Genomic DNA, 13,514 nt, shown 5'->3' on the forward strand with positions numbered 1-13,514 from the left:
CAAAAACTCAGCATTCCATTAACTTAACAAAGTTTATGCATTGTCTTGTTTGGGTGTTGGCAGAGTGCCATTAATCTAGGGCGTCGGCGTTGGGGTGTCAATGATTGTTATAAAACGTCAGCGAGTCTTGTTAGTGTGTTATTAAAACATTATGTATTGGTGGAAAGTGTGAATGTTAGAATGCGTCTACTAATGATTGTTCAATAAGGTGTAGTGTGATGGCAGATAATGGGTGTATTTGTCGAGAGAAATGATTTTCGGAGCGATGGAGTGTGAGTGTTGATCGCCTATGATGATTTGATGTTGGGTTATATATTAAAGAAGTTGACTGATGTGTTTGAAGAGACAGTGGCGGTTTCAAAAAATACTTTTTCGGATAAAGCAGCGGGTGTCGCGGATGTCAGGCAATGTAAAATCGAAAAGAAACTTCCCGTCTGGCTACAGCGCCTGAAACACAGCACGCCTTATCAAGTGACCCATGTGTTACTGGATCAAATGCACGTAGCGCGGACGCTTAAGCGCGGGTTGCGCTTCGAGGCGCAAGCGGCCTTGCTGGAGGCGCTGGCGGAGGCCGGGCTGGCGATGGACGTGGCGAATTATTCGGCGGCCGTTTTAGAGGGCGTTTGAAATGCTGGTTGGATCGCTATATTTGTTTTTCTGTACAACAAGGCGTTTTCGTGGAAGTAAATTCCATCTGCAGTTTGGCCTGGGTAATGTTTTCGCCAACGTTTTGAGCGTGAAGTAGGCGCGATGCCCGGGGCTGTCGCACATCCTATGTGCATTCGGCCCCAGCCCTGCTGCCCTGCTTGTTCACTGTTTGCTCTTGGATCGTGAACGTTCGCGACATAAAGTCAGCCTGGTTGCGCGTCGGAACACGCCGTCTTTCCAGACTTAGTACAAGCAATTGCCATTGTCCTCGCGATCAAAGAACGCGAGTCGGGATGCGCGTTGAAGTCCAAGCCATGATTTACTTCGGCCCTGGCAGGTCCCTCCGTGTTATTACCTCATTTATTTATTGCGCGCCTGGGCGACAGTGTCGTGACAGTGTTTGATACGCAGTAGTCACAGAATTGGCGCCTTGTTTTTGACGACCTTTAACTCGCGCCCATATCCCGCATCAACAACCCAAAGCGCAAATCCACCGCATCCGGAATCGGCAAATACACCGTGTGCCCATCTCCGGGCGCCACTTCAATAGCCTCGCCTTTGACGTTCTGCAGCTGATGTAAATCAAAATGGAAGTTGCCCTTAGGTGTCATCAGTTCCAGGTGATCCCCCAAACCAAAGCGATTCTTCACCCGCACCTCGGCCAACTGATCCCGACGTTCGCCGGTCAACTCGCCCACGAACTGCTGGCGCTCTGAAACCGAGCTGCCGTTTTGGTAGTTCTGGTATTCGTCATGCACATGCCGGCGTAGAAAACCTTCGGTGTAGCCACGCTGGGCCAGGGATTCCAGATCGGTCATCAAGCTGCGATCAAACGCCCGGCCAGCCACCGCATCATCGATCGCGCGGCGATACACCTGAGTGGTGCGCGCGCAATAGAAGTGCGATTTGGTCCGACCTTCGATCTTCAATGAATGCACGCCCATCTGCGTCAAGCGCTCGACGTGCTGGACCGCGCGCAGGTCCTTGGCGTTCATGATGTAGGTGCCGTGTTCATCCTCGAACGCCGGCATCAGTTCGTCAGGGCGATTGGCTTCTTGCAGCAGGAACACTTGATCGGTCGGCGCGCCAATGCCCAGGGTTGGTTCGGGGCGGAACTGCTGAACGATTTCACCGAGCTGATTTTCGCTGGCCGGCGTCGCCGAGTATTTCCAGCGGCAGGCGTTGGTGCAGCTGCCCTGATTGGCGTCGCGCTTATTCATGTAACCCGATAACAGGCAGCGCCCGGAATAGGCCATGCACAGCGCCCCGTGGACGAACACTTCCAGCTCCATCGCCGGGACGTGTTGGCGGATTTCTGCGATCTCTTCCAGCGACAGTTCGCGGGACAGGATGATCCGGCTCAAGCCCTGTTGCTGCCAGAACTCGACGCTGGCCCAGTTCACCGTGTTGGCCTGCACTGACAAGTGGATCGGCATCTGCGGGAAGTGCCGGCGCACCAGCATGATCAGGCCCGGGTCGGACATAATCAGCGCATCCGGCGCCATGCTGATCACCGGTTCCAGATCCTTCAAGAACGTTTTGAGCTTGGCGTTGTGCGGGGCGATGTTCACCACCACATAGAAACGCTTGCCCTGAGCCTGGGCCTCGGCGATGCCGAGCGCGAGATTGGTGTGATCGAATTCGTTGTTGCGCACCCGCAGGCTGTAGCGCGGTTGACCGGCGTACACCGCGTCGGCGCCGTAGGCGAAGGCATAACGCATGTTTTTCAGGGTGCCGGCGGGGGCGAGCAGTTCCGGGGGCGTGAGCGTTATGGCGCTGGTCATGGCAGTGTCGATCGCAAAAGCCGGCAAGGATAAGCGGCTTGTCCGCGGGGGTAATTGATCTGGATCTATGCTTGGTGAACAAACAGATGGCACTCGCGCGAGCCGGGGCGGACTAAATATCAGGACGCGCAAACGGCGCCCCTGCGCACTGAATGGATCGGACATGAACGAAACGAAACTGCAAAACACATCGTTGATGGTCTTGCTGACCCTGGTGAGCATTGCCTTCATATGGATTCTGCTGCCGCTCTACGGCGCGGTGTTCTGGGCGGTCATCCTCGGCATTCTGTTTTCGCCCTTGCAGCATCAGTTGCAACAGAGGTTCGGCTGGCCACGCAATCTGACGGCCCTGTTCACCTTGTGTCTCTGTGTGGTGATCGCGATCCTGCCGGTAATCACCATCAGTACCTTGCTGGTTCAAGAAGGCGCGGCGCTGTACAACCGAATCGAAAGCGGCGAACTGGACATTGCCGGGTATGTGTCGCAGTTCAAACAAAGCCTGCCGCCGTACGTTCAGTACTTGCTCGATCGTTTCGGCATGGGTGAGCTGAGCGGGCTTCGGGAGAACATCATCAAGAGCACGATGCAAGGCAGCCAGTTTGTCGCGACCAAGGCGTTCAACTTTGGTCAGGGTACGTTCGAATTCGTGGTGAGCTTTTTCGTCATGCTGTACCTGCTGTTTTTCTTCCTGCGGGACGGGTCCGAACTGGCACGTAAAGTACGTGCGGCGATACCGCTGGAAGATAATCAGAAGCGCCGTTTGCAACTCAAGTTCAATCGCGTGGTGCGGGCCACGGTGAAGGGCAATGTGGTGGTGGCGATCACGCAAGGCGCCTTGGGCGGATTTATTTTCTGGTTTCTGGACATCCCGAGCGTGCTGCTCTGGGCGGTGTTGATGGCGTTTCTGTCGCTGTTGCCAGCGGTGGGGGCGGGTATCGTCTGGATACCGGTGGCGGCATATTTCCTGTTCAGCGGCGCGATCTGGCAGGCCACGGTGCTGACCTTGTTCGGGGTGTTCGTGATCGGACTGGTGGACAACGTCCTGCGACCGATCCTGGTGGGCAAGGACACCAAAATGCCGGACTACCTGATCCTCATCTCGACCTTGGGCGGCCTGGCGCTTTTTGGCCTGAACGGTTTTGTCATCGGGCCGTTGATCGCGGCGTTGTTCGTGTCGAGCTGGGCGATTTTCATCGATTCCAAGCCCAAGGTTCAGCTGCCTTAAGCGCTGAGTTGGCCTGAGTCGATACGTTGTGACAAGGCTTGGGCGGCGGGAAGCGAGGTGAGCGGGCCGCTGATCGGTTCGCCGTCCTGCACCAGATACCAACAGGCAAGCAATCCTCGCGCTCTGAGCTGTGCGGGAACGGCGCTGCCGATAACGGACATGATCTGAACCTGGGCCATAAGTACCTCCTTTAATCTATGGAGCTACCTTACGGATCGGACGCTTGAACGGATAATCAACGCTTTCGATAGTCGTCATTGATGCCAATGAGTTCTGCGGTCAATCTACCACTAGATCGAGCATATGCACCACTTCCTGCTCATTGAGCAGGCCTTTGCGCACCAGGTTTTCTGCCAGCAGCGAGAGGAATTTTGCGCTGCGATGGCCTTCCAGGTGTTTGAGTTCGGTCAGTACGTTGTACACCTTGCCGGAAGTGCACAAGCCGACAATGCGATGCGGGTTTTGTGTGGGCATGACGGTCGTCCTTGTTTTTATCAACCTGTTGTTTATGGACAGATCCAAGCTTGCGGATCGGACATGACATAAATATGACCAACTTTACCTGCCGGTACTGTCCCGACAGCGACCTTGACGAGATTTATTCAGACTTCGTCCTGCCAGTGGTCACAAAAAAGGCCCCGCTTCTAAAGCGGGGCCTGATGAGCGTGTTACCAGCGGTCGCCACGATAATAACCATGGGGAGGGCCGTAATAGCCGCGTGGTGGACCGTAACCGCGTGGCGGACCGTAATAGATCGGTGCCGGGCGGTAGTACATCGGTTGTTGAACGTAGACCGGCGCCGGTTGGTAATAAACAGGCGGTGGCTGCACGTACACCGGTTGTGGCTGAACGTAGACCGGTTGCTCCACATACACTGGACGGTCGCGGCCGATTATGGCTGAGCCGATGATTGCCGAGCCGACGATCGCACCAAACACAGCCGGACCTTCCCAGCCGCCATGACCATGACCACCTGCTTCTGCCTGCCCTGCGATAGCAAGAGCACCGATCAGCAAGGCTACTGTGGGGATTTTACGGATCATGATAAGTCCTCGGTTCTTCGACCCGGCGCTCGCGTCTGCAATAGACACAAGTTGTCGCGGGGATACTTCTAAGACAGCATTTTTTTGAAAATCAGCACAGCCGTTGGGTAAATTTTGTGTAAGGTCTGTACCGGCTTCTTTACGGCTGTGTGCCAAGTGCAGACTGGCTTTTATGATCAATCAGAACCGGTGAAGTGGCTAATCCCGTCCATCCGAAAGTGCTATTGAAGGAGATTCCAATGCAGATGAACCCCAACAGAGACACTCAGCTGTGCATGTCACTCTCGGGGCGCCCCGGCAATTTCGGCCTGCGGTTTCATAACCATCTGTACGAACAACTGGGCCTGAATTTTTACTACAAGGCTTTCAGCAGTCAGGACTTGCCGGGCGCCGTTGGCGGTATCCGCGCCTTGGGAATCCGGGGTTGCGGGGTGTCTATGCCGTTCAAGGAAGCTTGTATCCCACTGGTCGATGAGCTGGATGCATCGGCTGAGGCCATTCAATCGATCAACACTATTGTGAATACCAACGGTCACCTCAAGGCCTACAACACCGATTACATTGCCATCGCCCAGTTGCTTGAAACCCATCAGGTTCCCAAGGATTCGACCTTTGCCCTGCGCGGCAGCGGCGGCATGGCCAAGGCTGTGGCCAGCGCCTTGCGCGATGGTGGCTACAAAAATGGCCTGATCGTCGCCCGTAATGAGCGCGCCGGGCGTGCTTTGGCTGAATCGTTGGGTTACTCATGGCAGGCGGAACTGGGGGGCCAGCGCCCGCAAATGCTGATCAACGTCACGCCTATCGGCATGACCGGCGGGCCGGAGGCCGATCACCTGGCGTTTGAGCCTGACGCTATCGCTGCAGCCGAAACTCTCTTCGATGTAGTCGCGATCCCCTCGGAAACACCGTTGATCGTGCGCGGTCGTGCCGAAGGCAAACGGGTGATCACCGGGCTGGAAGTGATTGCGATCCAGGCGCTGGAACAGTTCGTGCTGTACACCGGCGTGCGGCCGACCGATGAACAGTTCCAGAAAGCCGTGGCGTTTGCCCGGGGCTGATCATCCCGGTCTTCTATTGAATGTACCGGCCCCTTCGCGGGCAAGCCCGCTCCCACAGGTGACCGAGTTGATTCAGTCTAATGCGGTCAAGTGTGGCAGCGGGGTTGCTCGCGATGGGGTCAGCGTTGAACGCGAACCCTGTGGCGAGGGAGCTTGCTCCCGTTCGGCTGCGAAGCAGTCGCAAGGCAGGCAAACCCGGTGAGCCAGACGTAATGCGTTGACAGTTTTGGGGCCGCTTCGCGACCCAGCGGGAGCAAGCTCCCTCGCCACAAGGACCTCAGTGATTATTCGAGGCGTGCCAGTCGCTCTTCCAGTGCCGCAATCCGCGCTTCAAGCTCTTCGATTCGCTCAACCGACACACCACCACTGGCGCTACGTTCCGCTGGGTTCTGTCGGGCAGCCAGGATCGCTTCGATATCCGCCGGATCGCCCAGCGCATGCATGTACCGGTCTTCGCGCTGGCCGGCCTGACGCGGGATCAACAGCGCCAGACCTCTGGCGATCAAGCGCTCCAGTTGATGCACCACCTGCTCGGCATCTTCGAAGTCATGCATGCGGCCGCTGCGGGTCAGCAGTTCGTTGACCGTTTGCGGGCCGCGCAGAAACAACAGCCCCGTCAGAATCACCTGCGCCGGCACCAGTTCCAGCGCCTTGTCGACCCGATGCTCCCAACGGTCGGCACGGCTGCCCATCACCAGTCTGGTAAAACCGCGACCTTCCAGTACGCGCAAGCTCTGGCCGACCTGGCCCTGGCTGAGGTTCATCACCGGCTCGCGGCTGGTTTTCTGGTTGCAGGCAATCACCAGCGCATTGAGCGTCAGCGGATAGGTTTCCGGACTGGTGGCCTGTTTCTCGATCAACGAGCCCAGAATGCGAATTTCCGTGCTGTTGAGCTGCGGTTCGTCGGAGGTCGTTTCTTGCTCAGTGCTCATCGCGCTTTTCCCTATGCAGTCGAAGCATGCAGTCGAAGCCGCCTAGCCTAATCCTTGCAGGATAAAAGACAAGCCGCAGGGCGGTCGGGCACGGCTATAATCGTTCCACGTTTTTACTCCTGTCACCACACGAGACCATCATGACTATTTCCCTGTACGCCGCTTCCGTTCCGGTTTTCCAGCAAATGCTCAATGCCCTGAGCAACAACCTGAGCAAGGCCGAAGCCCACGCTACCGCGAAAAACATCGACCCGAACGCATTCCTGCAAGCCCGTCTGTACCCGGACATGTTCCCGCTGGTGCGTCAGGTGCAGATCGCCGTTGATTTCGCCAAAGGCGTTTCGGCGCGTCTGGCTGAAGTCGAACTGCCGAAATATGACGACACCGAAACCACCTTCGCCGAGCTGCAAGCGCTGATCGCCAAGGTCCTGGCCTTCATCGGCGAGATCAAACCCGAGCAGATCGACGGCAAGGAAGGCATCGAGATCGTTACCCGTCCAGGCACCCCTAAAGAGAAGCGCTTCACTGGCCAGGCTTATCTGCTGAGCTACGGTTTGCCGCAGTTCTTCTTCCACGTGACCACCGCTTATGCACTGCTGCGCCACAACGGCGTGGAAGTGGGCAAGCGTGATTACATGGGCGCGTTCTAAACCGTCCAGATGCAAAAAAAGCCCGCCAAGGTTTACGCCTTGGCGGGCTTTTTCGTTTTGCCTTCTGTAGGAGCCAGCGGTGCGGCGATCCGACTTGCCGGCGAAGGCGATCTCAAGTACGCCTTCGCCGGCAAGCCTGGCTCCTACAGGTGTGCTTTGTTATGCCAAACGTTGGGCTTTCTGGGTTTTCTGTTCCTCACTCTGGCACGCAGCCGCGGTGAACAGCACGTCGGTGGAGGAGTTCAGCGCGGTTTCCGCCGAGTCCTGCAACACACCGATAATGAAACCGACCGCTACCACTTGCATGGCGATTTCGCTCGGGATGCCGAACAGACTGCATGCCAGCGGAATCAGCAACAGCGAACCACCGGCCACGCCCGAGGCGCCACAGGCACAGATCGCCGCGACGATGCTGAGCAGGATGGCCGTCGGAATATCCACGGCGATGCCCAGAGTGTGCACGGCAGCCAGGGTCAGCACGGTGATGGTAATTGCGGCGCCGGCCATGTTGATGGTGGCGCCGAGCGGGATCGACACCGAATAGGTGTCTTCGTGCAGGCCCAGACGCTTGCTCAACTCCAGGTTGACCGGAATGTTCGCCGCCGAACTGCGGGTGAAGAAGGCAGTGATGCCGCTCTCGCGCAGGCAAGTGAGTACCAGCGGGTACGGGTTGCGACGCAGCTTCCAGAACACAATGGCCGGGTTCATCACCAGCGCCACGAAGAGCATGCAGCCCAGCAACACGGCCAGCAGATGCATGTAACCGATCAAGGCACCGAAACCGGAGGTGGCGAGGGTCGACGCCACCAGGCCGAAGATCCCCAGCGGTGCAAAGCGGATCACCAAACGCACGATCAAGGTCACGCCATTGGACAGATCGCCAAGTACTTCGCGCGTCGTCTCGCCGGCATGGCGAATCGCGATACCCATGCCGATGGCCCAAGCGAGAATGCCGATGAAGTTAGCGTTCATCAACGCGCTGACCGGGTTATCGACCACGCTGAGCAGCAGACTTTGCAGCACTTCGCTGATGCCGCCCGGTGCGGTCACCGCAACATCTTGGGTAGCTAGCACCAGACTCGACGGAAACAGCGTACTGGCGACCACCGCCACCACGGCGGCCCCAAAGGTGCCCAGCAAATACAGAAACAGAATCGGCCGGATATGGGTTTCCTGGCCGTGCTTATGGTTGGCAATCGAGGCCATGACCAGCACGAACACCAGAATCGGCGCGACAGCCTTGAGCGCCGACACGAACACTTTGCCAATGAAGGCGGTGGACTTGGCCAGCTCAGGCGCGAACAATGCCAAGGCAATCCCGGCGATCAGGCCGATGATGATTTGCGTGACCAGGCTGCTGCGTTTCAGGCGTTGCAAGAGAGAAGGGGATGAAGCGGTCATAACGGCATCTCTGATTTTATTAGGGTGCAGGGTTCTGCTCATGCAGCAAAAAGCCGGGCAGGCCACATGGAGGGAACCGAAGGGTCGCTACATCAATGCCAATGAATGGCCGATGAGCAAAGTACAAGTACCGCAGGCCGCGGACTTTATCACAGCGTAGGCGTGATCCTTCAGACCTGTGACGATCTGCCACCCGATGGCTCAACGCGATTTGCAGGTTCGTGCAACCTCGTCCGGAAGCACTCTGTTAAGCTTCGCCATCCTCATTTTCAAGTTCTGCCAGTGAGCCTTCGGGCTATCGCTGGTGTCGTCGTTTTCCTGGAGTTCTGCATGCTGTTGCCCATTCTTCTGTTGTCCGCCGCCGGTTTTACGGTGCTGACCACGGAATTCATCATCGTCGGCCTGTTGCCGGCAATCGCCCGTGATCTGGACGTCAGCATCCCTCAAGCGGGTTTGCTGGTGACCCTGTTCGCCTTTACCGTGGCCGCGTTCGGGCCATTCCTGACGGCGTATTTCGCCAGATTTGAGCGGCGCAAACTGTTCATCAGCGTGCTGATCATGTTCGGCTTGGCCAATACATTGGCGGCACTGGCGCCGAACATCGGGGTGATGGCCATCGCGCGATTGATTCCGGCGCTGGGGCTGCCGGTGTTCTGGGCGTTGGCCAGTGAAACCGCAGTGGACATCGTCGGGCCGGACTACGCCGGACGGGCCATCTCCAAGATCGGTTTCGGCATTGTTTGCGCCACGGTGTTCGGCATTCCGGTGGGGACGTTGATTTCCGATGCGTTCGGCTGGCGCAGCGCCTTCGGCATTCTGGCGGTGATCGCGTTTGCCAAGGCGTTGCTGCTGTTTATCTACCTGCCGAAAACCAACCTGCACCAACATCAAGTGAGCTTCCGTTCGCAGTTCAGAATCCTGCGTAGCCCGTTGATGCTGGGGCATGTGCTGTTATCGATCCTGGTGTTCAGTGGCATGTTCACCGCTTATACCTACCTGGCGGACATTCTTGAGCGGCTGGCCGGTTTCAACGGCACGGTGGTTGGCTGGTGCCTGATGGGCTTCGGCGCGGTCGGCTTGATCGGCAATTCATTGGGCGGTCGCGCGGTGGATCGGCATCCGCTGATCGCTTCAGTGACGTTCTGTGCCTTCATGATCGCCGGCATGGTGGCCTTGGTGCCGAACATTCATTCACCCCTCGGTCTGGCGGCAGCGATGGGGATATGGGGCGTGACTCAGGCCGCGCTATTCCTGGTCAGCCACGTGCGCCTGATGAAGGCTGCGCCTGAGGCTCCGGCCTTTGCTGCATCGCTGAACATTGCCGGGGCCAACCTCGGAATCGGTCTGGGCGCGATGGTCGGTGGGCGGGTGATCGACAGTGTTGGCCTGGGCGGCCTGGGTTTCGCGGCGGCCGGTTTTATCCTTGTCTCGATCCTGTTGGCGATGGCGCTGATGACCTTTAAACCTCGCGAAATCTGCGCCTGACACCTCACATCGCGGTGAACAGCTCGCGGCGAGCACCTTCGGTAATGGCGACAATGCCGGGGTGCTTGACCTTGCGTTCCACCGAGATGGCGTAGAACGACTCGCGCACGGCGTCGGTCTGGCCGATCAACTCCACGCCGCATTGGCGTTTCAATTCGTCGGCAATCACGCTCGGGCCGATGAATATCCCGCTGCCGGATTGTCCGAAAGCCTGCATCAAGGCGCTGTCGTCGAACTCGCCGACAATTCGCGGCTGAATTTGCTGTTCGGCAAACCAGCGTTGCAGGCGACTGCGTACCACGGTTTCCGGCCCGGGAATCAGCAGTGGCGCGCCGTGCAGGCTGCGGGGGAAGTCCTGGCCATATCGCGCCGCCAGTTCGGCTGTGGCGAAGAAGCTGATGCCGCATTCGCCGAGTTTCTGGCTGTAGCCCTTGATGTCCAGATGCGAGGGCATCGGGCTGTCGGAAATCACCAAATCGAGGCGCTGAATCGCCAGGTCGGCAAGCAAGCGTTCCAGTTTGTCTTCGCGACAGGTGATACGCAGCGGTTCGCTCAACTCCATGGTCGGCGCGATCAGGCGATAGACGATGGATTTAGGTACCACGTCGGCGACGCCCACCCGAAACAGAATCTGTTGCTCATTGGGCTGCGCCCGCAGCATCAACTCCAATTCGCCGCCGAGTTGAAACATCTGCTCGGCATAGGGCAGGGTCTGACGCCCGGCTTCGGTGAGTTCCAGCTGCCGGCCGACCCGGCGAAACAACTCGATACCATAGGTTTGCTCAAGCAGGGAAATCTGCCCGCTGATGGTCTGTGGCGTCAGGTTCAACTGCTCGCAGGCGCGCACGATGCTGCCGGTTTTGGCCACCACCCAGAAGTAATGCAGCTGTCGATAATTCAACATGTTGGTGAAACCCTTTGTTCACATCATCCGTAGGCACATACAAATACGATGTCTGGATTCGTTAAAACCGAAGTATAACCGCTAAAAATACGAATTTTCCTGAAGTGTTTGCTTCCTTAGAATGCCTCGCTATCGACGAATCGCCTTTTCGGTTCTGTCTGTTTTATCGAGGAAAGCATCATGAAGCTTAAAACCACGGCATTGCTCATCACGTCTTTACTGGTGCTGGCCGGTTGCGACCAGGCCGAGAAAAGCGCTCAGCAATTGATGGGCAAGGCTGCCGAAACCGCCAAACAGGCGATTGACGATACCCACAAAGCGGCCGAGCAAGCGCTCAGCGATGCCTCGGGCGGTTTGATCAGCAAGAAAGAACAAACGGCTAAAGAGTCGGACAAATCCGAATCGTCGCCCCAGGAAATCTAAACCGTCTACAACGAGTCAGGACTGACCCATGGAATACCTTTTAGAACTTGCTGCAAGCCCCACTGCCTGGGTCGCCCTGGCCACGCTGGTGGTGATGGAAATCGTGCTCGGCATCGATAACCTGATCTTCATTTCGATCCTCACCAACAAGCTGCCCGAACAGCATCGCCAGAAGGCGCGGCGCATCGGTATCGGCATGGCGTTGATCCTGCGCCTGGCACTGTTGAGCACCATCGCATTCATCGTCCAGCTGACGGAGCCGGTGATCGAGATTCTCGGCCAGGCGTTCTCCTGGAAGGACATGATCCTCATCGCGGGTGGCCTGTTCCTGTTATGGAAGGCGACCACCGAGATTCATCACAGCATGGACCCGGCGCCGGATGATCCGACGTCGGCCACCTCGACCGTGACCCTGGGCTTTGCCGCAGCGATCGGTCAGATCCTGCTGCTGGACATGGTGTTCTCCATCGACAGCATCATTACCGCTGTCGGCATGACCGAGCATTTGCCGATCATGATTATTGCGGTGGTGGTGTCGGTACTGGTGATGTTGCTGGCGGCTGACCCTCTGGCCAAGTTCATCAACGACAACCCGACGGTGGTGATGCTGGCGCTGGGCTTCCTGATCATGATCGGCATGACGCTGATCGCCGAAGGTTTTGGCGCCCACGTACCGAAAGGCTACGTCTACGCGGCCATGGCGTTCTCGGCCACGATCGAAGGCTTGAACATGCTGTCGCGTCGGGCCAGGCAGAAGCGCATCGCCGCCGAAGCTTAACCTTCGTTAAACGAAACGGCCGCCTGAACTCGAAAGAGTCCTGGCGGCCGTTTTTGTTTGTACGATTGAAAAGTGCGCCAGTCAGTGCGCGGTAGCGGGGTGTGCAGCCGGCTGATCGGTTTTCGCCACAGGTGTCGATTGAACCGGGTGGTGATGGTGCCGGCGGGTAATGCGCAAAACGCCCCACAGCATGGCGGCGGCCACGGCCAGCCAGCCGGAAATCAACATTACGATTGTCATTGTCAGGCTCATCAGTGCCTCCTCTTGCCCTGCATCGGGCGCACACTCTTCCTTGGTAAATGACAGTTTAGCCGCTGCAATATTTCAGGCAATTGACCAAAGGTCGCCTGTCACCAACCAGTTCGCTCTATCGAATGCAATCAACTGCCGGTTAAGGCTATACCGCTGCCGCGCGGCATCCTATGATCGACGGCCAAGCCGGGAGTGTGAATGCCTGGCGCTTGAACAAGAGAGTGATGATGGTGCGGGTATTTTCTCGAATTCGGTCTTTAGTGCTGATCGTTGGCTGCGTTGCCGGCCTTGCTGGCTGTGCAGGGAGCGTGGCGCCTGAAATCAAGCGTCTGCCGGAGCGGGTCGAACTCAGCGGTACGTTTTACCGTGGGCAAAGTTATCAAAGCGGGCCTCAGGTTCTGGCCAGCCTGCTGTCCCAGCAAGGCATCGTGATAACCCCGGGGCTGCTCGACAAACCTCTGCATTTGCCGGGTGCCGAAGACCGCTTGCAGCAGAACATGCAGAACCTCGCGCGCGAGTACGGGATGGTGGTCTATCCCCTCGACAGCCATTTGCCGGCGCTGCTGGCCCAAGTCGCGGCCGGTTACCCGGTGATGGTGCGCTTCACCGAAGGCTCGGCGTTCTGGGCTGAGCCCCGGTATGCCATTCTCGCCGGTTACAACCGTCAGAAGCAGACTGTGCTGCTGCGTGCCGGGATGGATCGTCGGTTGCTGATGGGGTTCGGCTCCTTTGAGTCGGCGTTCGAGAATGCCGGTGGCTGGGCTGTATTGATCCAGAAGCCGGACCAGATTCCGGCCAATGTCGATCAGTTGCGCTGGCTGAAAGCGGCGAGCGATCTTGCCCAGTCAGGTCAGGAGCAGGCGGCAGCCAGGGCGAAGAAGGCGTTGATCACGAAGTAAGTTTCCGCTCGTCATCGGCATGGCACTGCCAC

16 protein-coding genes are annotated in these 13,514 nt (G+C 57.7%); 8 read left to right on the plus strand and 8 right to left on the minus strand.

The window, feature by feature from the left end:
- Positions 1-276 precede the first annotated feature (276 nt).
- Positions 277-627: a hypothetical protein gene (locus AB4O41_RS26345; protein ID WP_460145292.1), complete on the plus strand. Its 351-nt coding sequence runs from the start codon at positions 277-279 to the stop codon at positions 625-627.
- 467 nt (positions 628-1,094) lie between these two features.
- Here the strand turns inward: AB4O41_RS26345 and trhP are convergent, their stop codons facing one another.
- A complete protein-coding gene (gene trhP / locus AB4O41_RS26350) occupies positions 1,095-2,432 on the minus strand; it encodes a prephenate-dependent tRNA uridine(34) hydroxylase TrhP (RefSeq protein ID WP_460145293.1) in 1,338 nt (445 codons plus the stop codon).
- Between the two features lie 163 nt (positions 2,433-2,595).
- On the opposite strand from trhP, the gene AB4O41_RS26355 reads away from it, so the two are divergent.
- Positions 2,596-3,657: an AI-2E family transporter gene (locus AB4O41_RS26355; protein WP_460145294.1), complete on the plus strand. Its 1,062-nt coding sequence runs from the start codon at positions 2,596-2,598 to the stop codon at positions 3,655-3,657.
- Here the strand turns inward: AB4O41_RS26355 and AB4O41_RS26360 are convergent.
- The 3 genes from AB4O41_RS26360 to AB4O41_RS26370 all read right to left on the minus strand — a co-directional run bounded on the left by AB4O41_RS26360 (position 3,654) and on the right by AB4O41_RS26370 (position 4,700).
- Positions 3,654-3,836, minus strand: a complete 183-nt coding sequence (locus AB4O41_RS26360) for a hypothetical protein (protein ID WP_007901757.1) — start codon at positions 3,834-3,836, stop codon at positions 3,654-3,656. The two genes, AB4O41_RS26355 and AB4O41_RS26360, sit on opposite strands and share 4 nt — an antisense overlap.
- 100 nt (positions 3,837-3,936) lie before the next feature.
- Complete coding sequence (locus AB4O41_RS26365) at positions 3,937-4,131, minus strand: hypothetical protein (protein ID WP_123720366.1); 195 nt, start codon at positions 4,129-4,131, stop codon at positions 3,937-3,939.
- Between the two features lie 194 nt (positions 4,132-4,325).
- A complete protein-coding gene (locus tag AB4O41_RS26370; RefSeq protein WP_192342568.1) occupies positions 4,326-4,700 on the minus strand; it encodes a hypothetical protein in 375 nt (124 codons plus the stop codon).
- Between the two features lie 239 nt (positions 4,701-4,939).
- Here AB4O41_RS26370 and AB4O41_RS26375 point away from each other — a divergent pair, with 239 nt between their 5' ends.
- A complete protein-coding gene (locus AB4O41_RS26375) occupies positions 4,940-5,758 on the plus strand; it encodes a shikimate 5-dehydrogenase (protein ID WP_460145295.1) in 819 nt (272 codons plus the stop codon).
- Between the two features lie 284 nt (positions 5,759-6,042).
- On the opposite strand, the gene AB4O41_RS26380 is transcribed toward AB4O41_RS26375, so the two are convergent.
- Positions 6,043-6,690, minus strand: a complete 648-nt coding sequence (locus AB4O41_RS26380) for a YceH family protein (RefSeq protein ID WP_460145296.1) — start codon at positions 6,688-6,690, stop codon at positions 6,043-6,045.
- 140 nt (positions 6,691-6,830) lie between these two features.
- Between AB4O41_RS26380 and AB4O41_RS26385 the strand changes: the two genes are divergently transcribed.
- Positions 6,831-7,340 (plus strand): DUF1993 domain-containing protein, encoded by a 510-nt coding sequence (locus AB4O41_RS26385; protein ID WP_007901777.1) that lies wholly within the window; start codon positions 6,831-6,833, stop codon positions 7,338-7,340.
- A 159-nt stretch (positions 7,341-7,499) separates the two neighbouring features.
- Here AB4O41_RS26385 and sstT read toward each other — a convergent pair whose 3' ends face one another.
- On the minus strand, positions 7,500-8,741 hold the full coding sequence (sstT, locus tag AB4O41_RS26390) for a serine/threonine transporter SstT (protein ID WP_460145297.1): 1,242 nt from the start codon (positions 8,739-8,741) through the stop codon (positions 7,500-7,502).
- Between the two features lie 330 nt (positions 8,742-9,071).
- Here sstT and AB4O41_RS26395 point away from each other — a divergent pair, with 330 nt between their 5' ends.
- Positions 9,072-10,226, plus strand: coding sequence for an MFS transporter (locus tag AB4O41_RS26395; protein WP_052967280.1), 1,155 nt, complete (start codon positions 9,072-9,074; stop codon positions 10,224-10,226).
- Positions 10,227-10,230: 4 nt separating this feature from the next.
- Here the strand turns inward: AB4O41_RS26395 and nhaR are convergent, their stop codons facing one another.
- Positions 10,231-11,130 (minus strand): transcriptional activator NhaR, encoded by a 900-nt coding sequence (gene nhaR, locus AB4O41_RS26400; RefSeq protein WP_460145298.1) that lies wholly within the window; start codon positions 11,128-11,130, stop codon positions 10,231-10,233.
- A gap of 180 nt (positions 11,131-11,310) precedes the next feature.
- Here nhaR and AB4O41_RS26405 point away from each other — a divergent pair, with 180 nt between their 5' ends.
- Both AB4O41_RS26405 and AB4O41_RS26410 read left to right on the plus strand, forming a co-directional pair.
- Positions 11,311-11,553 (plus strand): hypothetical protein, encoded by a 243-nt coding sequence (locus tag AB4O41_RS26405; protein ID WP_460145299.1) that lies wholly within the window; start codon positions 11,311-11,313, stop codon positions 11,551-11,553.
- A 28-nt stretch (positions 11,554-11,581) separates the two neighbouring features.
- Positions 11,582-12,331, plus strand: coding sequence for a TerC family protein (locus AB4O41_RS26410; RefSeq protein ID WP_123357534.1), 750 nt, complete (start codon positions 11,582-11,584; stop codon positions 12,329-12,331).
- 81 nt (positions 12,332-12,412) lie between these two features.
- Here AB4O41_RS26410 and AB4O41_RS26415 read toward each other — a convergent pair whose 3' ends face one another.
- The gene (locus tag AB4O41_RS26415) at positions 12,413-12,571 is read right to left on the minus strand and encodes a hypothetical protein (RefSeq protein ID WP_460148461.1); all 159 of its coding nucleotides are present in this window, start codon (positions 12,569-12,571) and stop codon (positions 12,413-12,415) included.
- Between the two features lie 182 nt (positions 12,572-12,753).
- On the opposite strand from AB4O41_RS26415, the gene AB4O41_RS26420 reads away from it, so the two are divergent.
- Positions 12,754-13,482, plus strand: a complete 729-nt coding sequence (locus AB4O41_RS26420) for a cysteine peptidase family C39 domain-containing protein (RefSeq protein ID WP_460145300.1) — start codon at positions 12,754-12,756, stop codon at positions 13,480-13,482.
- The last annotated feature ends 32 nt before the right edge of the window (positions 13,483-13,514 follow it).

The organism is Pseudomonas sp. S2_A02 (assembly GCF_054668495.1).

What these genes read in the sequence shown, in the direction of transcription:
- AB4O41_RS26415 (WP_460148461.1), bottom strand. Translation starts at nt 12,571, where the DNA reads ATGACAATCGTAATGTTGATTTCCGGCTGGCTGGCCGTGGCCGCCGCC.
- AB4O41_RS26395 (WP_052967280.1), top strand. Translation starts at nt 9,072, where the DNA reads ATGCTGTTGCCCATTCTTCTGTTGTCCGCCGCCGGTTTTACGGTGCTG.
- AB4O41_RS26375 (WP_460145295.1), top strand. Translation starts at nt 4,940, where the DNA reads ATGCAGATGAACCCCAACAGAGACACTCAGCTGTGCATGTCACTCTCG.
- AB4O41_RS26420 (WP_460145300.1), top strand. Translation starts at nt 12,754, where the DNA reads ATGATCGACGGCCAAGCCGGGAGTGTGAATGCCTGGCGCTTGAACAAG.
- nhaR (WP_460145298.1), bottom strand. Translation starts at nt 11,130, where the DNA reads ATGTTGAATTATCGACAGCTGCATTACTTCTGGGTGGTGGCCAAAACC.
- AB4O41_RS26380 (WP_460145296.1), bottom strand. Translation starts at nt 6,690, where the DNA reads ATGAGCACTGAGCAAGAAACGACCTCCGACGAACCGCAGCTCAACAGC.
- AB4O41_RS26405 (WP_460145299.1), top strand. Translation starts at nt 11,311, where the DNA reads ATGAAGCTTAAAACCACGGCATTGCTCATCACGTCTTTACTGGTGCTG.
- trhP (WP_460145293.1), bottom strand. Translation starts at nt 2,432, where the DNA reads ATGACCAGCGCCATAACGCTCACGCCCCCGGAACTGCTCGCCCCCGCC.
- AB4O41_RS26370 (WP_192342568.1), bottom strand. Translation starts at nt 4,700, where the DNA reads ATGATCCGTAAAATCCCCACAGTAGCCTTGCTGATCGGTGCTCTTGCT.
- AB4O41_RS26385 (WP_007901777.1), top strand. Translation starts at nt 6,831, where the DNA reads ATGACTATTTCCCTGTACGCCGCTTCCGTTCCGGTTTTCCAGCAAATG.
- AB4O41_RS26355 (WP_460145294.1), top strand. Translation starts at nt 2,596, where the DNA reads ATGAACGAAACGAAACTGCAAAACACATCGTTGATGGTCTTGCTGACC.
- AB4O41_RS26365 (WP_123720366.1), bottom strand. Translation starts at nt 4,131, where the DNA reads ATGCCCACACAAAACCCGCATCGCATTGTCGGCTTGTGCACTTCCGGC.
- sstT (WP_460145297.1), bottom strand. Translation starts at nt 8,741, where the DNA reads ATGACCGCTTCATCCCCTTCTCTCTTGCAACGCCTGAAACGCAGCAGC.
- AB4O41_RS26410 (WP_123357534.1), top strand. Translation starts at nt 11,582, where the DNA reads ATGGAATACCTTTTAGAACTTGCTGCAAGCCCCACTGCCTGGGTCGCC.
- AB4O41_RS26360 (WP_007901757.1), bottom strand. Translation starts at nt 3,836, where the DNA reads ATGGCCCAGGTTCAGATCATGTCCGTTATCGGCAGCGCCGTTCCCGCA.